Genomic DNA, 21,310 nt, shown 5'->3' with positions numbered 1-21,310 from the left:
CGGGCGCCCGGGAGGAGCCCGTCACGGGCCGCCGAGGATCTCCGCGAGGTCGTAGCGGACCGGCTCCTCCAACTGGGCGTACGTGCAGCTGCGCGGCGTCCGGTCCGGGCGCCAGCGGCGGAAGCGGGCCGTGTGCCGAAAGCGCGCCCCGTTCTCCATGTGGTCGTACGCCACCTCGGCGACCCGCTCCGGCCTGAGCGGCACCCAGGACAGGTCCTTCTTGCCCGACCAGCGACTGGGGGCGCCTGGCAGCCGGGCCGATTCGTGCGCCGCCTCCTCGGCCCAGGCGGCCCACGGATGCTCCCGCACGTCGTCCATGCGCAGCGGCTCCAGTTCCTCCATCAGCTCCGCGCGCCGTTTCATGGTGAAGGCCGCGCTCACCCCCACGTGCTGCAGGGTGCCCTCGCCGTCGTAGAGGCCGAGCAGGAGCGAGCCGACCACGGGACCGCTCTTGTGGAGGCGGTAGCCCGCGACGACCGCGTCCGCCGTGCGCTCATGCTTGACCTTGTACATGGCCCGCTCGTCCTGGCGGTAGCGCAGGTCGAGCGGCTTGGCGACGACGCCGTCGAGCCCCGCCCCCTCGTACTGCTCGAACCACCGCCGGGCCACCTCGATGTCGTCCGTCGCCGGCGCCACGTGCACGGGCGGCGTGACCCCGGACAGCGCCCGGACCAGCAGCGCCCGCCGGTCGGAGAGCTTTACGTCGAGCAGGGACGCGTCGTCCAGCGCCAGCAGGTCGAAGGCCACCAGGGAGGCCGGTGTCCTTTCGGCGAGCATCCGCACCCGGGAGTCGGCCGGATGGATCCGCTCGGTCAGCGCGTCGAAGTCCAGGTGCCCCTCCCGCGCGATCACGATCTCTCCGTCCAGCACGCACCGCTCGGGCAACCGCTCCCGCACCGCCGCCACCAGCTCCGGGAAGTACCGGGTCAGCGGCTTGCCGGTGCGGCTGCCGAACTCGACCTCGGCGCCGTCGCGGAACACGATCGACCGGAACCCGTCCCACTTGGCCTCGTAGTGCATACCCGGCGGGATCTTCGCCACGGACCTGGCGAGCATGGGCTTCACGGGCGGCATGACGGGCAGATCCATGATCCGACTGTAGGAGCGGCCACCGGCCCCCGCTTGTTGAGCGTGCCGGGTGATCAGCCTGCTGCATCTGGGACCGCCCCGGGAGACCGGGCGTCGACGCCGCCGCGCACCCGCGGCGCGACTCCGCCAGTCTGTCAGGGCCCCCGTGCAGGTCGCCGTGCTGGTCGCGCACCACCGGTCCCTCACGGCTGGTCCCGCACGACCGGTGACGCCCCGCTTCGTCGTGCGCCGGTTTCCCCTCCCTCCGTACCGGTCTCCGGCCACCGCTTCCGCGGCCGTCGCCTGATGTGCGAGGTCCCCGCCGCGGGCCTACCGTGGCTCGCATGGCGGAAGCGGTGGAACTGGAAGCGGGCGGACGGACCGTGCGGCTGTCCAGCCCGGGCAAGGTCTTCTTCCCGGAGCACGGCTACACCAAGCTCGACGTGGCCCGGTACTACCAGGCGGTCGCGCCCGGCCTCCTGCGCGCCCTGCGCGAGCGGCCGACCACCCTCCAGCGCTACCCGGACGGCATCGCCGGCGAGTGGTTCTACCAGAAGCGCGCGCCCAAGGGCATGCCCGACTGGATCCCGACCGCGCACATCACCTTTCCCAGCGGTCGCAGCGCCGACGAGATGTGCCCCACGGAGGAGGCCGCGGCGCTGTGGGCCGCCCAGTACGGCACCCTCACCTTCCACCCCTGGCCGGTGCGCCGCGGCGACGTCGACCACCCCGACGAACTGCGCATCGACCTCGACCCGCAGCCCGGCACCGACTACGACGACGCCGCCCGCGCCGCCCACGAACTGCGGGCGGTACTGGCGGAGTTCGGCGGACTGCACGGCTGGCCCAAGACATCCGGCGGACGCGGCATCCACGTCTTCGTGCCGATCGAGCCGCGCTGGACCTTCACCCAGGTGCGGCGCGCCGCGATCGCCGTCGGACGCGAGATGGAACGGCGGATGCCCGAGCGGGTGACCATCAAGTGGTGGAAGGAGGAGCGCGGCGAGCGCATCTTCATCGACTACAACCAGACCGCCCGGGACCGCACCATCGCCTCCGCCTACTCCGTGCGCCCCCGCCCGAACGCCCCGGTCTCCGCGCCGCTGACCTGGACCGAGGTGGGCGTCGCGCACCCGCGGGACTTCGACATCACGACCATGCCCGCGCGCTTCGCCGCACTCGGCGACGTGCACGCGGGCATGGACGAGGAGGCCCACTCCCTCGACGCCCTGCTGGAACTGGCGACGAAGGACGAGCACGACCACGGGCTCGCCGATCTGCCGTACCCGCCCGAGTATCCGAAGATGCCGGGGGAACCCAGCCGGGTACAGCCGAGCCGCGCGAAGAAGCCGCGCCCTCACGAGGGGTGAGCTACAACTCCCTGATCCTCACGTCCCGGTACGACACCACGTCCGTCGTGCCGTGGACCTGGAGACCGAGGTAGCCGGAGGCGAACCGCCGCCCGTCCGTGCCCGGGTCGTCCGAGCGCGGCGGGGAGAAGTCCTGGCCACCGGTGTTGTCGAACTCGTTGATCAGCACGCCGTTGCGGTAGACGGAGTAGTGCTGGTCGACCACCCGGATCTCGTAGTCGTTCCAGGTGCCCTTCTCCGTCACCCCGGCGCCGGCCAGGCCCACCCGGTCGAAGCCGTAGACCGACCCCGACTTGTACATGTCGCCGGACGGGCCGTCGAACACCTGCACCTCGTGCCCGTACTTGATGGCGACCCACTCCGGCCGGGACTCCTCCGGGTGGTCGTGGACCTGCGGGAAGCGCACGAAGACGCCGCCGTTGGTGTTCGCCGTGCCGGGCGCGTCGTCTCGCCACTGGAGCTTCAGCGAGAAGTCCCCGTACGTGCGCTCCGGGAACCACAGCATGCCCATGCCGGGCGTGCTGGTGCCGGAGGTGATCGAGCCGTCGTCGTTCAGCGCGAACGAACCGCCGCCCACCTGCTGCCACTGGGCGAAGGACTCCGGGGAGCCGTCCAGGATCGCGCGGTAGCCCTCGGTCTGGCCGGGCACGCCGATCCCCGACTGACGGGCGGCCTGGTTGACCGCCCGGTACTCCCGCCGGTCCACGACACCCTCGTCCAGCAGCCGGTCCATGACCTCCCGGACGTGCTTGAGGAAGAGCTGCTGCGACGACCAGTCCTTCTCGTCCTCGATCAGCTCGTTGATCCGGCACCGGTTGTTCGTGACCCGGTTGGGCACACCCGTGTCGACGGTGCCGACGATCACCGTGAGGCGTTCGTCGTACTCCGGGCAGGGCGGCGGCGGCACCTGGCCCGACACCACCGTGAAGCTCACGGTCAGCGGCTCGGAGGTGTTGCCCGCCTTGTCGCTCGCCCGGTAGCTCACCGTGTGCCGGCCCACCCGGTCGACGACCACGGGCCCGGTGTACGCCAGGTAGGGCCCGGCGTCGAGCGAGTACTCCACGCCGGCCACCCCGGAGCCGCCCTCGTCCGTGGCGCCGACGGTCACCCTGGCGCTGCCGACGTACGCGCCGGCGGAGTTCTTGTCGCCCTCCACCGTCGCGCCGGTCACCGGCGGGACGGTGTCCTCGGGGGGAGCGGCGACGACGGTGAAGGCGACGCTCTTCTCGGCCGCGACGTTGCCCGCCTTGTCGGTGGCGCGGTAGCGCACGGTGTGCTCGCCGACCGCGTGCACCATGACGGGCGCGGTGTACGCCTGCCAGGCGCCGTCCCCGACGGCGTACTCGATGGTGTTGACGCCGGAGCCGGTGTCCGAGGCGGTGACGGTCACCGTCGCCATGTCGATGTAGGCGCTGTCCTCCTCGTCGGAGACCCTCTCACCGCTGACCGTCGCCGAGGTCTCCGGCGCGGTCGTGTCGTCGGTGTCCGGGGCGGCCACGGTGAACGTGACGCTCTTCTCCTCGGCGGCGTTGCCCGCCCTGTCGAAGGCCCGGTAGCGCACGGTGTGCTCGCCGACCTGGTCGACGACGACCGGCGTGGTGTACGGCTGCCAGGCGTCGTCGGCGCCGACGGCGTACTCGATCCGCTCGACGCCGGAGCCGCCCTCGTCGGTGGCGCCGAGCGTCACCGACGCGGAGCCGACGTACGCGCCGTCGGCGTTCCGCACGCCGCCGACCTCGGCCGAGGTCTCGGGTGCCGTGGTGTCCTCGGCACCGCCGCCCTCGGTCACCACGAGCACGCCCTTCATCTCCCCGTGGCCGGGGATCGTGCAGTGGTACAGGTAGCGGCCCGGGGTGAGGGTGACCTCGGCGGTGTGCCTGCCGCCCTGGTCGTCGAAGGGGCTGGCCAGGATGTTGAGCTGGACGTCGCTGTTGTACCCGGGGTCGCCGGTCACGAACGTCAGCGTGTGCGGCATGCCGGTGGTGTTGCCGGTCGCCTCGCTGTTCTCGAAGACGATCGTGGCCGGACCCGCCACCGCCGTCTCGGGCGCCGACGTGTACGCGGTGATGTCGTTCCCGGCGGTCCAGGTGAGGACCTGGTCCGCGGCGGCGGCCCGCGCCTCGCCCCCGGGCTGCCCGGAGGCGGACGTCGCCTGCAGTCCGAGCATCATCAGCAGACCGGCCAGCAGTGCGGCCCACATTCTTCGTCGGCGTATCACTCGGTCCCCCTCGCCAGCTGTCCGGCGGCCGGCGTCGGGCCGCCGCCCTCGTAGGTGACCCGCCACAGGGCCGACTTGGAGTCCGAGGTGAAGAAGCCGCGGCCGTAGTCGAGGACGTACAGCGCGCCGTCCGGGCCGAACTTCCAGCCCATCAGGTTCTTGATGCCGTCGTTGCCGACCGGCACGATCTTCTTCAGTGACTCCGAGTGCACCGGCAGACCGCCGTCGCCCTGCGTCTTCGGGTCCATCAGCACCGCGTTGCGCGGCTGGTCGGCGTCGTAGAAGTCACCGACGAACCACTTGCCGTCCCAGTACGCGGGCCACTTGGTCGCGCTGGTGCTGTCCGCGTCGTAGCGGTAGACCGGGCCGTTCATCGCGGCCTGGCCGCCGCCCTTGAGCCAGGGCAGCCTGTAGGTGGCCTCGTCCTGCTCGTACGACGGAACGCCGTTCTCGTCGCGCGGGAAGTCGGGGCCGCCGCCCTGCGGCGAGTACCAGATGTTGTTGCCGGTCACCGGCGGCAGGTTGACCAGGCCGTCGTTGTTCGGCGACTCGTTCTTCGGGGCGTCGCAGTCGTACCAGCCCAGCGGTTTCGACGGGTCCGGCAGGTTCCGGTCCCGGTACGGCTGCTTGTTGCCCATGCAGTACGGCCACCCGCGGTTGCCGGCCTCGGTGATCACGGCGAACGTGTCGTACTTGGCCGGGCCCCACGTCGGCGACGGGGCACCGGCGTCCGGGCCGACCCAGCCCGCGTACAGGGTGTCGGTCTGCTGGTCGACGGAGATGCGCGCCGGGTTGCGGACGCCCATCACATAGATCTCGCCGCGCGTCTTGCCGCCGCCCTCGGCGGTCTCCCTCCCGGTGAACAGGTTGCCCTCCGGCAGCGTGTAGGTCCCGTCCGGCTCCGGGTGGATGCGCAGGATCTTGCCGTTGAGGTTGTTGGTGTTGCCGGCCGTGCGGCGCGCGTCGGCGAAGGACACGCCCTTGAAGTGGGGCTCGGGGTTGTTGCCCGAGTAACCGTCGCTGAAGCCACTGGAGTTGTTGTCACCGGTCGCGATGTACAGGTTGCCCTTGGAGTCCCAGGCCATGCCGCCGCCCGCGTGGCAGCAGCTGTGGATCTGCACCGGCCACTTCAGCAGCACCTTCTCGCTGCCCAGGTCCAGCTTGTCCGTGGCCCGGTCGAGCGTGAAGCGGGAGACCCGCCGCTCGGCCATGCGGGTCTCGCGGTCGATCTCGGAGTGCGGCGTGTAGTGCAGGTACACCCACCCGTTGTCCTCGAACTCCGGGTCCAGCTCGATGCCGAGCAGGCCCTCCTCGACCTTGGTCAGCTCGTCGCCGCCGCCCTTGTTGCCGAAGACGGTCAGCGCACCGGCGAGCGTGACCTCGCCGGTCTTCGGGTCCCAGACGTGGATCTCGCCCCTGCCCTTGCCGACGTCCGGGTTGTTCCAGTCGGTGATCACGGGCCGGGACGCGTCCGCGCCGCCCCGGCCGATGTAGAGGACGCGGCCGTCGGGTGCGGTGACCAGGCCGTGCGGTTCGCCGATCTGGTCGTTCAGGCCGGGCTGGTTGGGCTCGGTCAGACGCTCGGCCCGGTAGTTGCCGGTGATGGTCGCCTTGCAGTCGGCCCGCGCCAGCCGTGTGGTCCACAGCAGGGCGCCGCGCAGATGGGCGCGGAAGTCGGTCTCGTCGTACGACGACACCGTGCCGCCCATCCCGGTGTAGAAGGACCGGCCGCCGTCGTAGTCCCGGCACCAGCTGACCGGGTGGTCCGCGCCGTTGGCGCCCGCACCGGGTGCGTACGTCGACTCGCGCACCCGGGCCACGGTGTGGACGTCACCGGACGGGTTCTTCTGCCAGTTCAGCCACGTGTCCGGCCGCTTCCACTCCATCGGCAGGTCCTTGGTGGCCGGATGACGCCGGTCACCCACCTCGATGGTGGCCCGCTGGACCTCGGCGGGGCTGGAGGCGGCCGGGCGGGCGCCGACCAGACCGGTGAACCAGTCCGAGTACGGCTCCGCGCGGGCCGCGTCGTGGACGCCGACGAAACCGCCGCCGGCCTCCATGTACGCCTCCAGACCCGCCTCCTGCTCCGGATCGAGGACGTCGCCGCCGCCGGTCAGGAACACGATCGCGTGGAAGCGGCCGAGCCTCTTCTCGTTGGTGAAGACCGAGGCGTTGTCCGTGGCCTCGACCGCGAAACGCTCGTTCGCCGGGCCGGACAGCCCGATCCGCTCGATGGCGGCGATCCCGGCGTTCACGACCGGAGACTCGTCCCCGGACGCGGCGGAGCCGTAGAAGATCAGCACCCGTACGTCGGTGCCGCCGGGCGGCGACTTGATCGACATCGTTGTCACGGGCGGGTCCGGCGCCGGACGTGCGCTGGCGGCGGGGCCGGACAGCAATCCCGCGGCGACGAAACCGGCGGTCGCGAACGCCGCCCAGCCTCTTCTTCTCGCGCTCAACCCGGTCAAGTGCATGGGCACCTCCTCGGTCACGGCAGCAGCGCCAAGGAAGCTAGACCTCTTTGCGTGGTTCGCCAAGAGGTATGACCGGGATCGAACGAACTTTGTCCTGACCGTGGATAAACGCGACGGCAGCCGGTACGGTCCCACAGGTTCATCACAGCCACTCAGGGCTGCGTCTCCGCAAATTCCGTACAGGCGTGGGGAGTTGGGCATGGACAGGCGAGGTTTCAACCGACGGGTACTGCTGGGCGGCGCAGCCGTCGCGACATCGTTGTCCATCGCTCCGGAGACCGCCGGGGCGGCCGCGGAGGCCCCGCAGGCCGACGGGGCCACCGCGAGGACGGCACCGGCCGGGGGCGAGGTGAGACACATCAGGATGTACGCCGAGAAGCTGGCCGACGGTCAGATGGGCTACGGCTTCGAGAAGGGCAAGGCATCCGTCCCCGGCCCGCCGATCGAGCTCAACGAGGGCGACACGCTGCACATCGAGTTCACGAACACGATGGACGTGCGGGCCAGTCTGCACGTCCACGGCCTGGACTACGAGATCTCCAGCGACGGCACCGCGATGAACAAGAGCGACGTCGAACCCGGCGGCACCCGCACGTACACCTGGCGCACGCACAAGCCCGGCCGCCGCGCGGACGGCACCTGGCGGTCGGGCAGCGCGGGCTACTGGCACTACCACGACCACGTCGTCGGCACGGAACACGGCACCGGCGGCATCCGCAAGGGCCTGTACGGGCCGGTGATCGTGCGCCGCAAGGGCGACGTGCTGCCGGACGCCACGCACACGATCGTCTTCAACGACATGCTCATCAACAACCGCAAGCCGCACACCGGTCCCGACTTCGAGGCCACGGTGGGCGACCGCGTCGAGATCGTGATGATCACCCACGGCGAGTACTACCACACCTTCCACATGCACGGTCACCGCTGGGCCGACAACCGCACCGGCATGCTCACCGGGCCCGACGACCCCAGCCGGGTCATCGACAACAAGATCACCGGGCCGGCGGACTCCTTCGGCTTCCAGATCATCGCGGGGGAGGGGGTCGGCGCCGGGGCGTGGATGTACCACTGCCACGTGCAGAGCCACTCCGACATGGGGATGGTGGGACTGTTCCTGGTGAAGAAGGCGGACGGCACCATTCCCGGATACGACCCGCACGCGCACGGCCACGGTGCGGGCACCGTGGAGGCTCCCGCGCACGAGCACTGAGGGGCGGCCCCGGCCGGGGCCGCCCCTCAGTGCGGTGGACGCCGCGGCCCGGCGTCGGCACGAGTGATCAGGACTCGTGGACCTTTCCCGGGAACATGTGCCGATGTTCGGGCCTCGCCGCCCGTGCGCGCAAGCGCGTTCCGCGCACGGAGAGCGCTCTCTCCCGCCCGGTGGCTGCCGCTATCCTGAGCCGCAGCCGCCGACGAGGAGCCCCGAAGTGAGCCAGACAGCGCCGCGTCCCACCCTGGAGGCCGTGGCCGAACACGCCGGGGTCTCGCGGGCCACCGTGTCCCGGGTGGTCAACGGGGCGCACGGGGTGCGGGACGCGCTGGCCGAGCGGGTCCGGCGCGCGGTGGAGGAGCTCGGCTACGTGCCCAACCAGGCCGCCCGCAGCCTGGTGACCAGACGCCACGACGCCGTCGCCGTGGTCGCCGCCGAACCGGAGGCCCGGGTCTTCGCCGACCCCTACTTCGCCCAGCAGCTCCGCGGCATCAGCAAAGAACTGACGGCCCACGACAACCAGCTCGTGCTGCTGCTCACCGAGGGCCGTGAGGACCACGCCCGGGTCGGCCGCTATCTGGCCGGCGGTCATGTCGACGGCGCCCTCGTCTTCTCCCTGCACCTCGACGACCCCCTGCCCGGCCTGGTGCGCAGCGCCGGCGTGCCCACCGTGTTCGGCGGCCGGCCCGGCTGGGACGACGGCCGGGACGACGTGGTGTACGTGGACAGCGACAACCGCGGCGGCGCCCGCGACGCCGTGCTCCACCTGACCGGCCTCGGCCGCACCCGGGTCGCGCACGTCACCGGCCCGCTCGACCAGACGTCCGCGGCCGACCGGCTCGCCGGCTTCCGCGACGTCCGCGGGGGCGCCGGACCGGAGCTGATCGCACGCGGGGACTTCACCTCGGGCGGCGGGGAGCGGGCGATGCGGGAGCTGCTCGACCGGTGCCCCGACCTGGACGCGGTGTTCGCGGCCAACGACCTCACCGCGGCGGGCGCCCTGCGGGTGCTGCGCGAGCGCGGCCGACGGGTGCCGGACGACGTGGCCGTGGTCGGCTTCGACGACATGCTGCCCGTCGCCGAGCAGACCGATCCGCCGCTGACCACGGTCCGCCAGGACATCGAGGAGATGGGGCGGCTGATGGCCCGTCTGCTGCTGCGCGGCCTGGACCGCGGCGCCGTCGCCGGGGACTTCGGAGCGACCACGGCCGACACCTCCTCGGGAGTCGTCCTGCCCACCACGCTGGTCCGCCGCGCGAGCGCCTGAGGCGGGAGACGAGGCACCGGATCACCCCGGCCCACCCGGCGGACGACGCCGCGCACGACCCCGCCCATCCGGGCCCACGGCCCCGGGGTGCCGACGGACGGGCCCCGGCCCCGCACCCCGACGAGGTGCCGTCCCGCGACCGGGACCGCCCGGGGTTCGTCGTCCCGGCGCCGTGCCGCGCATGCCGGGAGCGGCCGGCCCGTGCCGCTGCCGAGTCTCGCGCCGACCGCCGACCGCCGACCGCCGACCGCCGGCACCCGCTCCCGCGCGCCGCCGTGCGCGTCCGCCCGGGGCGGGGGACCATCGGGTCGGCCGCAGGCCCGGCGCCGGGGCGTTGATCGGGCGTTGATCGAACGTTTTTCGTCGCCCGGCAGGCTCTGACCATGCACACCGACACGATCGCGACACCCGACCTCGCCTGGCAGGAGGCGGCGTTGTGCGCACAGACGGGGGCGGACTTCTTCTTCCCCGAGCCCGGCAGTTCCGTACGCGACGCGAAGCGGATCTGCGCCCTCTGCCCGATCCGCTCGGCCTGCCTGGAGTACGCACTCAGCAACGACGAGCGCTTCGGAGTCTGGGGCGGGCTGTCGGAGAAGGAGCGGCTGGCACTGCGGCGGACCACGCCCTGAACCACGCCCGCAGCCCCGCCCCCGACGTGCGCGACACCGCGCCGCAGGAACCCGCGGCCCGTGGGCGACGGCAGCCGCGCGGCGGGGCGGGCGACGGCAGTCGGGCGGCGGGGCGGGCGGGGCCGGTCAGCCCGCCGCCCGGGCCGCCATCCGCGCCTTGCGCGCCGCGAGCTTCTCGTCGAACTTGGCGGCCTCCGCGTCCAGGCCGCCCATGTACAGCCCCAGTTCCTCCTGGGCCTGCTGCCCCTCGGGGCCGAGACCCTCGATCTCCATGATCTTCAGGAAGCGCAGCACGGGCTGGATCACGTCGTCGTGGTGGATGCGCACGTTGTAGACCTCGCCGATCGCCATCTGCGCGGCGGCCCGCTCGAAACCGGGCATGCCGTGGCCGGGCATCCGGAAGTTCACGACCACGTCCCGCACCGCCTGCATCGTCAGGTCGGGGGCGAGTTCGAAGGCGGCCTTGAGCAGGTTCCGGTAGAAGACCATGTGCAGGTTCTCGTCGGTCGCGATGCGGGCCAGCATGCGGTCGCAGACCGGGTCGCCGGACTGGTGGCCCGTGTTGCGGTGCGAGATGCGGGTGGCCAGCTCCTGGAAGGCGACGTAGGCCACCGAGTGCAGCATCGAGTGCCGGTTGTCCGACTCGAAGCCCTCACTCATGTGGGCCATGCGGAACTGCTCCAGCTTGTCCGGGTCCACCGCGCGCGAGGCGAGCAGGTAGTCGCGCATCACGATGCCGTGCCGGCCCTCCTCCGCGGTCCAGCGGTGCACCCAGGTGCCCCAGGCGCCGTCCCGGCCGAAGAGGCTCGCGATCTCGTGGTGGTAGCTGGGGAGGTTGTCCTCCGTCAGGAGGTTCACCACCAGGGCGATCCGGCCGATCTCGGTGACCTGGGACTGGCCCTTCTCCCAGGCCTCGCCGTCCTCGAAGAACCCGGGGAAGTTGCGGCCGTCGCTCCAGGGCACGTACTCGTGCGGCATCCAGTCCTTGGTGACCTTCAGGTGCCGGTTGAGTTCGGTCTCGACCACTTCCTCCAGCGCGTACAGCAGCCGGGCGTCGGTCCAGTCGGCGGAGGTGCCGAGGTGCGGGGAGACGGTCGTCACAGAGAACTCCAGGGGGACGTGCGAGGGAACGGAACGCGTCCGGCGAGCGGTGCCGGGAACTTACGGAATCGTAGGCTACGAAACCGTAGGTTACGAGACCGTAGGTTAAAGGTGCCGTAAAGGGCGCTGATCAGCGCCGCTCGCAGGGGCGCCACGGCGCGGAGACACGCAGGCCGGGGGCCGGACGGGTGACGTGCGCGGGACTCGGCCGTGGAGTCCCCGCGGCCGGACCGAGAGGCACGTCCCCCACCCTCCGAGCGACGCTGGGCGAACGCTAGGCGGGATACGGGCCGGCCTCCGGCGTGATCTCCCTGAGTTCTCCCTCCTCCATCAGCAGCCGGCGCGTGATGCCGAGCGACTCCATGAACGGCATGTCGTGGCCGGCCACGATCAGTGCTCCCCGGTACGACGCCAGCGCGGTGGTGAGCTGCCGGACGCTCGCCATGTCCAGGTTGTTCGTCGGCTCGTCCAGCATCAGAAGCTGCGGCGCGGGCTCGGCCAGCATCAGCGCCGCCAGCGTCGCCCGGAAGAGTTCACCGCCGGACAGCGTCGCCGCCTCCTGGTCGGCGCGGGCGCCCCGGAACAGGAAGCGCGCGAGCCGCGCCCGGATCCGGTTGGGGGTGGCGCCCGGCGCGAACCGGGCCACGTTCTCGGCGACGCTCAGCCCGCCGTCGAGGACGTCCAGGCGCTGCGGCAGGAACCGGAGCGGGACGTGGGCCGTGGCCTCGCCCGACACCGGCTCCAGCTCTCCGGCGATCGTGCGCAGCAGCGTCGTCTTGCCCGCGCCGTTGCGTCCGATCAGCGCGATCCGCTCGGGGCCGTGCAGATCGAGTCCGCGCTCGACGCGCGCGCCGTGCGCGAGCTCCAGCTCCCGCAGCGTGAGCACCGACCGGCCCGGCGGCACGGCCGTGCACGGCAGGTCGACCCGGATCACGTCGTCGTCCCGCACCGCCTCCACCGCGTCGTCGAGCCGCTCCCTGGCCTCGGCGAGCTTCTCCTCGTGCAGGATGCGGTACTTGCCGGCGGACTCCTGTGCCGAGCGTTTGCGCAACCGCATCACCGCGCGGGGTTCGCGCTTGGTGTCGTACATCTTCTGGCCGTAGCGCCTGCGCCGGGCGAGGGTCACCTGGGCGTCGGTCAGCTCGCGCTTCTGCCGGCGCAGGTCGGACTCGGCGACCCGCACCAGGCGCTCGGCCGCCTCCTGCTCGACGGCCAGCGCCTCCTCGTACGCCGAGAAGTTGCCGCCGTACCAGGTGATCGAGCCGGAGCGCAGGTCGGCTGTCTGGTCGACGAGGTCGAGCAGCTCCCGGTCGTGGCTGACCACCACCATGAGGCCCGGCCACGTCCCGACGGCCGTGTACAGCCGCCTGCGCGCGTACAGGTCGAGGTTGTTGGTGGGTTCGTCCAGCAGCAGGACGTCGGGCCGGCGCAGCAGCAGCGCGGCCAGGCGCAGCAGGACCGACTCGCCGCCCGAGACCTCGCCGACCGTGCGGTCGAGCCCGACGTGGCCGAGGCCGAGTTCGCCGAGGGCGGCGAGGGCGCGCTCCTCGACGTCCCAGTCGTCGCCGACGGTCTCGAAGTGCTCCTCGGCCGCGTCGCCGGCCTCGATGGCGTGCAGCGCGGCCCGGCGCGCGGCGATGCCGAGCGCCTGGTCGACCCGCAGCGCGGTGTCGAGCGTGACGTTCTGCGGGAGGTGACCGACCTCGCCCGACACGCGGACGACACCGTCGACCGGGCTGAGCTGCCCGGCGATGAGCTTCAGCAGGGTCGATTTCCCCGACCCGTTGGCTCCGACGAGTCCGGTCCTGCCGGGGCCGAACGAGGTGTCGAGTCCGTCGAAGACGGGGGTGCCGTCGGCCCAGGCGAAGGAGAGGGAGGTACAGGTGATGGAAGCAGACATACGGGGCCTTCGCGGTTGCTCGATGCGGTCAGGGGCAAACGCGTATCGAGACACCGGAGGCGGCGACCGCCGCAGGGCGGCGAGAGGAGGGGCCCGGGAACACGGGGCATGGGAAAAGCCCTGCTCCGCGAGGACGGCTCGAACGCCGAGGTCGCACGCGACGTCCCCGCGTGACGTGGGGGACGTGGTGTCTCAGGACCTCAGACGAGCAACGTCCTTCTCCCAACGGCGGCGACAGAAGCGCTACAAAACTTAGGAGTGGCAGGGTGGGTTGTCAACGCCTTTACGGGCCGGTGCTCCGGCCCGGCCCGTGGCTCGGCCCGCCCGCTCCCACGGCCCTGAGGAGGCCCCGTGCCCAACGGCTCGCTCTCACTGCCGGCCCGGCTCTGCCTGCTGGCCTGGGACCCCGCACGACCCGGGAGCGCCGACACCGCCCGGGTGCACCACCTGGTGCGCGCCGGCGCGCTGACCGAGCTGGCCCAGCGCGGTCTGCTCATCGACGACGAGGGCATCGCCACCCCCGTCGACCAGGACTCCCGCACCGGGGACGCGGTCCTCGACGGGCTCCTCGACCTCGTCCGCGAGTCGATGCCGCACCGGTGGCGCAGCTGGGTGAGGCTGTACGCCGGTACCACCTTCGACGCCGTCCGGGAGCAGTTGGTGGCCGACGGGTACCTGCGCGCGGAGAAGAAGCGTGTACTGGGCGTCTTCCCGTCCGTGGACCACGTGCTCGCGCGGGTCGCCGCCGCCACGGTGCTCCGGGAGGAGACGCGGTACGCCATCGAGGGCCCGGCACCGGCAGGGGATGCCTCCGAACGGGACGCGGCCGTCGCCGCGCTGGCGGCCGCCGCGGAACTGCGCACCCTCGGTCCCGCCGGGACGGGCGCGCGGCGGGAGAGCAGGATCGCGGAGCTGATCGAGCGCAGCGGGGCGGCGGCGCCCGGCCTGCGGAAGATCGTGGGCGAGGTGTGGGGAGCGGTGAGCGCCGAGACGGCGCGTGCCGTGGCGTCGACGGGAGGCTGAACGCCGCATCGGCGTCCGGGGGCACAGGCACAGGCACGGCGAGGCGGAGGCAGGTACACGGGCGGGGACCGGGAGTCGGATCGACGAACCGGGGCGCACGCCGGAAACGCCGAGCCGCGAACCGAAGCCGGAGGGGCCGAAGGGGGAGCGTCCCGGACCGGGGGCGGGCCCTGGACCCACGCACCGCAGCCGCGCCCCGGAGCGGTCAGCAGGTCCCGCGCATCAGCTCCGCCAGATCGTGGTCCAGGTCCAGCTGGAGATGTTCCAGGCCGAGGGGCACCAGCTCGCCGGTGGCGTGCAGGAACCGGCGCAGCTCGCCCGAGCGGACGTGGATCACGGCGGTGCCCTCGGGCGCGTGGAACTCCAGTACGGTGCGGTCGTACCCGTACGGCCGCACCCGCACGTCACCGTGACCGTCGGGCTCCTGCATCCCCGAGATGAGCAGCTCGCGGGAGAAGGTCCAGCAGACGTCCACGCCCTCGAGGGTGGCCGGAGCGGGAAAGGTCATGCGGACGGCGAACGGGTCGCTGCGGTCGTAGCGCAGCGTGGCGGGAATGTTCGGCATACGCGGTGCGGCGGCGACGAGACGCGCCTCGACGGGCTGCTCGATGACGGTGGACAACGCCTTGCTCCCTCGTGACGGCTGGACGGGCTCGGGGTGGTTCGGGCCGGGCACTGGAAGAGACGACGGAATCAGCCAATCCGTGCACACGAAGACCTAGTGACCTCTGTCACCGCGTTCATGCACGGGAGTGACGTGACTCTCCTCGTGTGCCTCCCAGGGCACTTGGGACACTCGCGTCCCCCGCGGTGCGCCGCCCGAGGCCCCCTGTACGGCACCGGGACCGTGGACCGGCTTCGCCCGCCACGAGGCGCTCGGACGGCACGGGGCACACGGCGCGGTCCGCCCGGCCGGAGTTCCGGCTTCGTGCGGGGCCGGGTGTCCGTCCGCACCGTGGGTACCCGTTCGCCGAACGCGAGAGGAAGTGAGCGGACATGCCACGCGGTTCGAGCTCCAAGCGGGAGCGCCAGTACGAGCACATCAAGGACAGCGCCGAGGACCGCGGCGAGAGCACCGGCCGCGCCAAGGAGATCGCGGCCCGGACGGTGAACAAGGAACGCGCCCGGTCCGGCGAGTCGAAGACCGCCAGCCGGACGTCCACGCAGGGCGAGTCGCCGAGCAGGCGCGGTGGCCGGCGGTCCGGCAACCGGCAGGGCCCCCAGGGGCCCACCTACGACCAGCTGTACCAGGAGGCCAAGCGCCGTGACCTCAGCGGCCGTTCGCGCATGAACAAGGGCGAGCTGCAGCGCGCGCTGGGCAAGTGAGCCGTGGAGCGGCCCCTCGGGCCCGCGTCTCCCGGTAACGCTCCGGCGCCGGTGCCGTCGTCGTGGCGGCGAACCCGGTGACGCGGTACGCGCACCCGCCGGCCCCGACGAAGGGGCCGCCCGCGGTGGTTCCCCCCGATCCGCGCCCGGTCCTGTGCGACGGCGATGACCACCCCGCCGTCGCGGGGCTCCTGGCGTCCGGGCGCCAGGGAGGGCCCTTGTCCGTAGGGCGGGCCGAGCCACGCCACGTGCTCGTCCAGCACGGCGTCGAGGGCGTCGAGCGGGGCGGTGCAGGGCAGCCCCAGTACGCACATGATCGCGAGCGTACGCCGGGGTCCCGTAGGGTTGCGGCCACCATGACGACCGTGACCGTGCAGATCCCCGACGACTGGCCCGCGACCGGGGAACGGGCCCGCGCCGTCCAGGACGGACTGCGGGCCCGGGTGGTGCTCGACGAACCGGGTCCGCCGCCCGGCACGGGCCGGGTGACCGGCGTGGACGTCGCCTACGACGACGCCCGGGACGTGGTCGCCGCGGCGGCCGTGGTGCTGGACGCCGCGACCCTCGCCGTCGTCGCCGAGGCCACGGCCGTCGGGCGGATCTCCTTTCCGTACGTGCCCGGCCTGCTCGCCTTCCGGGAGATCCCGGCCGTCCTCGCCGCCCTGGAGGCGTTGCCCTGCGCGCCCGGCCTGGTCGTCTGCGACGGCTACGGCCTGGCCCACCCGCGCCGCTTCGGCCTCGCCAGCCACCTCGGCGTCCTCACCGGCCTGCCCACCATCGGCGTCGCCAAGAACCCGTTCACCTTCACGTACGACGACCCGGGCGCGGTGCGCGGCAGTACGTCCCCGCTGCTCTCCGGCACCGAGGAGGTCGGGCGTGCCGTCCGTACGCGCGACGGTGTCAAGCCGGTCTTCGTCTCCGTCGGCCACCGCGTGAGCCTCGCCAACGCCTGCGCCCACACGCTGGCGCTGGCCCCGGCCCACCGACTGCCGGAGACCACCCGCAGGGCGGACGCCCTGTGCCGCGAGGCCCTGCGGTCGGTCACCTACCCGGCCTGATCCTCGACGCTCCAGCGGCCCACCTCCCGGTACGCGGAGTCGTGGATCGCCGCACCGTCACCGGGGTCCAGTGCGTAGTGCTTCAGGTTGCCGCCCCAGTACCGCAGGATCCGCTGCAGCTCGCCCGCGGGGTCCTCGGCGAGCGCGCCCTCGTCCATGGTGACTTCGAGAAGGAACTTCATGCCTTCAAGGGTTTCATTGAACTCCTTGTTGGCACTTGGGTGTGCTCGGAGGCGGACACCGGGGCGCCGGGACGGGAAAAGTCTCAAACGGCGGTGCAGGCCGTCGCGCGCTGCCCGCGGTCCGGGCCGGGCCCGGTACCCGCGCGGGACCTGAGGGCCGACCGAGTATCCGTACGGATGTGCGCGCTCCGCCGGTGGCGCCGGGCTGGTCGCACGACGACGCAGCGCGCACCCCAGCAGTCCGCCCACCGGCTCGGCCGGCCCGTCGAGCGGACGGTGGTCGCCGGCCTGGTGCTCGCCGTGGCAGCGGGGCTGGCCTGGACCGGCGGGATGATCTACACCATCGCCGGGTGGGCGGGGCAGGGCCCGTCCGCAGGCGAGCGGGGAGGGCCCGTCCGCCGAACAGGCCTTGGGAGGGGGGCCCGGGCCGTCGACCGGGCCTCGGGACGGCCGTCAAGGTGGGGCCCGGGGGCCGTCGGTCCGGCCCCCGGGAGGGCCGTCAAGGTGGACCCGATCCGTCGGTCAGGCCCAGGGACGGCCGTCAGCGGGTCGCGGCCACCCGGAAGCGGACCCCCGCCGCACGCAGGCGCCCGGTCAGCGCGTCCCCCATCGCCACGGCCGTCGTGACCTGCCCCGCCACCGGCGGCAGGTCGTCGAGGGCGAGGGAGAGCGCCGCCTCGGCGAACATCTTCGCCGTCTCGTCGTATCCCGGGTCGCCGCCCGTGACCTCGGTGAACACCTTCCGGCCACCGCCCTCGCCCACGAAGCGCACCGAGAACCAGCTCTTCGCCCGCTTCTCGGCGCTCGGCCCGTCACCCGGCTGGAGCCGGCCGGACAGCCAGCGCCGCGCCGGCGGGACCTGGGCCGCCGCCGCCAGCGCCCCCACGGCCGCCACGCCGCCCACCGCGACGGGCAGACGCCGCACGGCCGCGTAGTGGCGGTAGCGGAAGTCGGGGCCGTAGCGGTCCAGGGCCTTCGCGGAACACCGCACGATCTGCGCGTCGATGGTCGGCAGCGGCAGCGGCAGCGCCCAGGCGCCGACCTCCCCGGCGAAGCGCGGCCTGCCCGTCGGCGTCACCGCCCGGCGGCCCACCAGCCTCGGCTCGTGGCGCCGGCGTTCCCGCGCGGCGGCCCGCAACTGCCGGCCGCGCGCGAACTGGCCCAGTGCGGAGGCGAACGTACCGCCCGAGAAGGCGGCGTCGGCGGTCACGAAGCCGTCCACGGTCAGCGGCACCCCCTCGGGGAGCTGCCGCACGGTGAAGTGCACGCCCAGGTCGTGCGGCACGGAGTCGAAGCCGCAGGCGTGCACCAGCCGCGCGCCGCTCTCCCGCGCACGAGCGTCGTGACGGACGTACGTCAGGTCCACGAACTCCGGCTCACCGGTCAGGTCGAGATAGTCCGCGCCGGTCTCCGCGCAGGCGGCGACCAGCGCGTCGCCGTACCGGATGTACGGACCCACCGTCGTGGCCACCACGCGCGCGTGCTCGGCGAGCGCGCGCAGCGAGGAGGGATCGGTCACGTCCGCGCGCAGGACGCCGACGCCCGTTCCGCCGGGCAGCCGCTCCCGCAGTCGCCGCAGCTTCTCCTCACTGCGCCCGGCGATCGCCCAGCGCAGCCCGTCGGGCGCGTGCGCGGCGAGGTACTCCGCGGTGAGTTCGCCGACGAAGCCGGTCGCTCCGAAGAGCACGATGTCGTACGGCCGGTCAGTCCCGTTCAGCCTGCTCATGTCACCCCTTGGTCGCCCGTGGGCGGTTCTCGGACCCGCAGCACGCGCCGTCGCCGGTGGCCGAGGCTAGCGTGAGAGGTGCCGCTCCGAAGAGGGGCCTGGCCATAATGGGCTAAGCGCTTGCTCGCCCGGGGCTTGTGCCCGGTGGAACACGTTTCTAGCATCACTGGTGTTACATCAACTGTGTCACATGGCTGGGGGCCCGATGTCGCGAGCGAGGACGCCGGCGAGGGAGCCGGCGGGGGAACCGGCGGGGGAACCGTCGGGGGAACCGGCCGGGGGCCCGCTCGACGGGGTGCGCGTGGTCGAGCTGGCGGGCATCGGACCGGGGCCGTTCGCCGCCATGCTCCTGGCCGACCTGGGTGCCGACGTGGTCCGCGTCGACCGTCCCGGCGGCGCCGTTCTCGGCATCGACCCCGCCCGCGACGTCACCAACCGCAACAAGCGTTCGGTGGTGGCCGACCTGAAGTCGCCGGACGGCCCGGCCCGGGTCCTCGACCTCGCCGAACGCGCCGACGTGCTCATCGAGGGCTACCGCCCGGGCGTCGCCGAACGGCTCGGCGTCGGCCCCGGCCCCTGCCACGCACGCAACCCGCGCCTGGTCTACGGCCGGATGACCGGCTGGGGCCAGGACGGTCCGCTCGCCGACCGCGCCGGTCACGACATCGGGTACATCGCGCTCACCGGCACCCTCGGCATGATCGGCGCCCCGGGCGGGCCCCCGGCCGTCCCGGCCAACCTCCTCGGCGACTACGCGGGCGGCTCCCTCTACCTGGTCGTCGGCGTCCTCGCCGCCCTGCACCACGCGCGCGCGAGCGGTGCCGGGCAGGTCGTCGATGCCGCCGTCGTCGACGGCACCGCGCACCTCTCCTCGATGATCCACGGCATGCTCGCCGCCGGGAGCTGGCAGGACCGCCGCGGCGCCAACCTCCTCGACGGCGGCTGCCCCTTCTACGGCACCTACGAGACCGCCGACGGCCTCCACATGGCGGTCGGTGCGCTGGAACCCCGGTTCTACGCCGAGTTCACGGACCTGCTCGGCATCCCCGACCGGGCACCGGCCCGGGAGGACACGGCCCGCTGGAGCGAACTGCGCGAGGCCATCGCCGCACGGTTCACGACCCGCACCCGGGACGAGTGGGCGGCCGTCTTCGCGGACTCCGACGCCTGTGTGGCGCCCGTCCTGTCGCTCCGTGAAGCCCCGCACCACCCGCACCTCGCCGCCCGCGGCACCTTCTCGCACCACGGCGGCATCACCCAGCCCGCCCCCGCGCCCCGCTTCTCCGCGACCCCCACCGCCGTCCGCACCGGGCCCGCCCTGCCGGGCGCCGACACCGAGGCCGTCACCCGTGACTGGGGCCTGCCCCGACACCCGGGCCACGCACCAGGGCCCGCACCCGCACCCGCCCCGGGGTCCGCTCCCGCCCAGGAGTCCAAGCCCGCCCCGGAGCCCGCTCCCGCCCAGAACCCCGCCCCGAACCCTCAGTGAAAGGCCTGCCAGTGACCACCGAAGCGTACGTGTACGACGCGATCCGCACCCCGCGCGGACGCGGCAAGGCGAACGGCGCCCTGCACGGCACGAAGCCCGTCGACCTGGTCGTCGGCCTCATCCACGAGATCCGCGCCCGCTTCCCGGACCTGGACCCGGCCGCCGTGGACGACATCGTGCTCGGCGTCGTCGGCCCCGTCGGCGACCAGGGCTCCGACATCGCCCGCATCGCCGCCGTCGCGGCCGGCCTGCCGGACACGGTGGCGGGCGTCCAGGAGAACCGCTTCTGCGCCTCGGGTCTGGAAGCCGTCAACCTGGCCGCCGCCAAGGTGCGTTCCGGCTGGGAGGACCTGGTTCTCGCCGGCGGTGTCGAGTCGATGTCCCGGGTGCCGATGGCCTCGGACGGCGGCGCCTGGTTCAACGACCCGATGACCAATCTCGCCACCGACTTCGTGCCGCAGGGCATCGGCGCCGACCTGATCGCCACCATCGAGGGCTTCTCACGCCGCGACGTCGACGAGTACGCGGCCCTCTCCCAGGAACGTGCGGCCACCGCCTGGAAGGAGAACCGCTTCGGGCGGTCCGTCGTGCCGGTGAGGGACCGCAGCGGCCTCACCGTCCTCGACCACGACGAACACCCGCGCCCCGGCACCACCGCCGACTCCCTCGCGCAGCTCAAGCCCTCCTTCGCCGACATCGGCGAACTCGGCGGCTTCGACGCCGTGGCGCTGCAGAAGTACCACTGGGTCGAGAAGATCGACCACGTCCACCACGCGGGCAACTCCTCCGGCATCGTGGACGGCGCCTCCCTGGTCGCCATCGGCTCCAAGGAGGTCGGTGACCGCTACGGCCTCGCCCCGCGCGCCCGGATCGTCTCCGCCGCCGTGTCCGGCTCCGAGCCCACCATCATGCTCACCGGCCCCGCCCCCGCCACCCGCAAGGCCCTCGCCAAGGCCGGACTCACCATCGACGACATCGACCTCGTCGAGATCAACGAGGCCTTCGCGGCCGTCGTCCTGCGCTTCGTGAAGGACATGGGCCTGTCCCTGGACCGGGTCAACGTCAACGGCGGCGCCATCGCGCTCGGCCACCCCCTCGGTGCCACCGGCGCAATGATCCTCGGCACCCTCGTCGACGAACTGGAGCGCCAGGACAAGCGCTACGGCCTCGCCACCCTCTGCGTGGGCGGCGGCATGGGCATCGCCACGATCGTCGAGCGCGTCTGACCCCCTGCGGAACCGCGGCCACCGAAGACCTCACTGGAGACCC

At 72.8% G+C, this 21,310-nt stretch carries 17 protein-coding genes and 1 pseudogene; 10 read left to right on the top strand and 8 right to left on the bottom strand.

From position 1 onward, the window contains the following. Positions 1–21: 21 nt before the first annotated feature. Positions 22–1,089 (bottom strand): ATP-dependent DNA ligase, encoded by a 1,068-nt coding sequence (locus ACVV2G_RS25670; protein WP_453845133.1) that lies wholly within the window; start codon positions 1,087–1,089, stop codon positions 22–24. A gap of 323 nt (positions 1,090–1,412) precedes the next feature. Between ACVV2G_RS25670 and ligD the strand changes: the two genes are divergently transcribed. Next, on the top strand, positions 1,413–2,438 hold the full coding sequence (gene ligD, locus ACVV2G_RS25665; RefSeq protein ID WP_453845132.1) for a non-homologous end-joining DNA ligase: 1,026 nt from the start codon (positions 1,413–1,415) through the stop codon (positions 2,436–2,438). A 1-nt stretch (position 2,439) separates the two neighbouring features. Here ligD and ACVV2G_RS25660 read toward each other — a convergent pair whose 3' ends face one another. Both ACVV2G_RS25660 and ACVV2G_RS25655 read right to left on the bottom strand, forming a co-directional pair. Continuing rightward, entirely contained in the window at positions 2,440–4,638 is a 2,199-nt protein-coding gene (locus tag ACVV2G_RS25660) for an OmpL47-type beta-barrel domain-containing protein (RefSeq protein WP_453845131.1), read from the bottom strand. Between the two features lie 14 nt (positions 4,639–4,652). Then, positions 4,653–7,130 carry a ThuA domain-containing protein gene (locus ACVV2G_RS25655; protein ID WP_453845130.1) on the bottom strand — a complete coding sequence of 826 codons (2,478 nt, stop codon included), beginning with the start codon at positions 7,128–7,130 and terminating at the stop codon, positions 4,653–4,655. A gap of 199 nt (positions 7,131–7,329) precedes the next feature. Between ACVV2G_RS25655 and ACVV2G_RS25650 the strand changes: the two genes are divergently transcribed. The 3 genes from ACVV2G_RS25650 to ACVV2G_RS25640 all read left to right on the top strand — a co-directional run bounded on the left by ACVV2G_RS25650 (position 7,330) and on the right by ACVV2G_RS25640 (position 10,236). Then, the gene (locus ACVV2G_RS25650; protein ID WP_453845129.1) at positions 7,330–8,340 is read left to right on the top strand and encodes a multicopper oxidase domain-containing protein; all 1,011 of its coding nucleotides are present in this window, start codon (positions 7,330–7,332) and stop codon (positions 8,338–8,340) included. Between the two features lie 217 nt (positions 8,341–8,557). Then, positions 8,558–9,607 (top strand): LacI family DNA-binding transcriptional regulator, encoded by a 1,050-nt coding sequence (locus tag ACVV2G_RS25645; protein WP_453845128.1) that lies wholly within the window; start codon positions 8,558–8,560, stop codon positions 9,605–9,607. 383 nt (positions 9,608–9,990) lie between these two features. After that, entirely contained in the window at positions 9,991–10,236 is a 246-nt protein-coding gene (locus ACVV2G_RS25640; RefSeq protein WP_453845127.1) for a WhiB family transcriptional regulator, read from the top strand. Between the two features lie 126 nt (positions 10,237–10,362). On the opposite strand, the gene ACVV2G_RS25635 is transcribed toward ACVV2G_RS25640, so the two are convergent. Further along, positions 10,363–11,337: an acyl-ACP desaturase gene (locus ACVV2G_RS25635; RefSeq protein WP_453845126.1), complete on the bottom strand. Its 975-nt coding sequence runs from the start codon at positions 11,335–11,337 to the stop codon at positions 10,363–10,365. Between the two features lie 274 nt (positions 11,338–11,611). Further along, on the bottom strand, positions 11,612–13,237 hold the full coding sequence (locus tag ACVV2G_RS25630) for an ABC-F family ATP-binding cassette domain-containing protein (protein ID WP_453845125.1): 1,626 nt from the start codon (positions 13,235–13,237) through the stop codon (positions 11,612–11,614). Positions 13,238–13,588: 351 nt separating this feature from the next. On the opposite strand from ACVV2G_RS25630, the gene ACVV2G_RS25625 reads away from it, so the two are divergent. Then, complete coding sequence (locus tag ACVV2G_RS25625; protein ID WP_453845124.1) at positions 13,589–14,260, top strand: GOLPH3/VPS74 family protein; 672 nt, start codon at positions 13,589–13,591, stop codon at positions 14,258–14,260. Positions 14,261–14,465: 205 nt separating this feature from the next. Here the strand turns inward: ACVV2G_RS25625 and ssgD are convergent, their stop codons facing one another. Then, positions 14,466–14,882, bottom strand: coding sequence for a spore wall synthesis regulator SsgD (gene ssgD / locus ACVV2G_RS25620; RefSeq protein ID WP_453845123.1), 417 nt, complete (start codon positions 14,880–14,882; stop codon positions 14,466–14,468). A gap of 374 nt (positions 14,883–15,256) precedes the next feature. Between ssgD and ACVV2G_RS25615 the strand changes: the two genes are divergently transcribed. Next, entirely contained in the window at positions 15,257–15,586 is a 330-nt protein-coding gene (locus tag ACVV2G_RS25615) for a plasmid stabilization protein (protein WP_453845122.1), read from the top strand. A 356-nt stretch (positions 15,587–15,942) separates the two neighbouring features. Continuing rightward, positions 15,943–16,644, top strand: a complete 702-nt coding sequence (locus ACVV2G_RS25610) for an endonuclease V (RefSeq protein WP_453845121.1) — start codon at positions 15,943–15,945, stop codon at positions 16,642–16,644. Here ACVV2G_RS25610 and ACVV2G_RS25605 read toward each other — a convergent pair. Next, a complete protein-coding gene (locus ACVV2G_RS25605; protein WP_453845120.1) occupies positions 16,632–16,826 on the bottom strand; it encodes a hypothetical protein in 195 nt (64 codons plus the stop codon). The two genes, ACVV2G_RS25610 and ACVV2G_RS25605, sit on opposite strands and share 13 nt — an antisense overlap. A 216-nt stretch (positions 16,827–17,042) precedes the next feature. Between ACVV2G_RS25605 and mmpA the strand changes: the two are divergent. Continuing rightward, a pseudogene (gene mmpA / locus ACVV2G_RS25600) lies at positions 17,043–17,186 on the top strand (morphogenic membrane protein MmpA); the annotation flags it as partial. A 181-nt stretch (positions 17,187–17,367) separates the two neighbouring features. Here mmpA and ACVV2G_RS25595 read toward each other — a convergent pair. Continuing rightward, positions 17,368–18,552: a saccharopine dehydrogenase family protein gene (locus tag ACVV2G_RS25595; RefSeq protein WP_453845119.1), complete on the bottom strand. Its 1,185-nt coding sequence runs from the start codon at positions 18,550–18,552 to the stop codon at positions 17,368–17,370. A gap of 205 nt (positions 18,553–18,757) precedes the next feature. On the opposite strand from ACVV2G_RS25595, the gene ACVV2G_RS25590 reads away from it, so the two are divergent. Together ACVV2G_RS25590 and ACVV2G_RS25585 are read left to right on the top strand one after the other, a co-directional pair. Further along, on the top strand, positions 18,758–20,041 hold the full coding sequence (locus tag ACVV2G_RS25590) for a CaiB/BaiF CoA transferase family protein (protein WP_453845118.1): 1,284 nt from the start codon (positions 18,758–18,760) through the stop codon (positions 20,039–20,041). 11 nt (positions 20,042–20,052) lie between these two features. Then, positions 20,053–21,267, top strand: coding sequence for an acetyl-CoA C-acetyltransferase (locus ACVV2G_RS25585; protein WP_453845117.1), 1,215 nt, complete (start codon positions 20,053–20,055; stop codon positions 21,265–21,267). Positions 21,268–21,310 lie beyond the last annotated feature (43 nt).

The organism is Streptomyces sp. JK94 (assembly GCF_053613315.1).
Note: the sequence above shows the minus strand (reverse complement) of the source record. Positions and strands in the feature narration are given on the sequence as shown.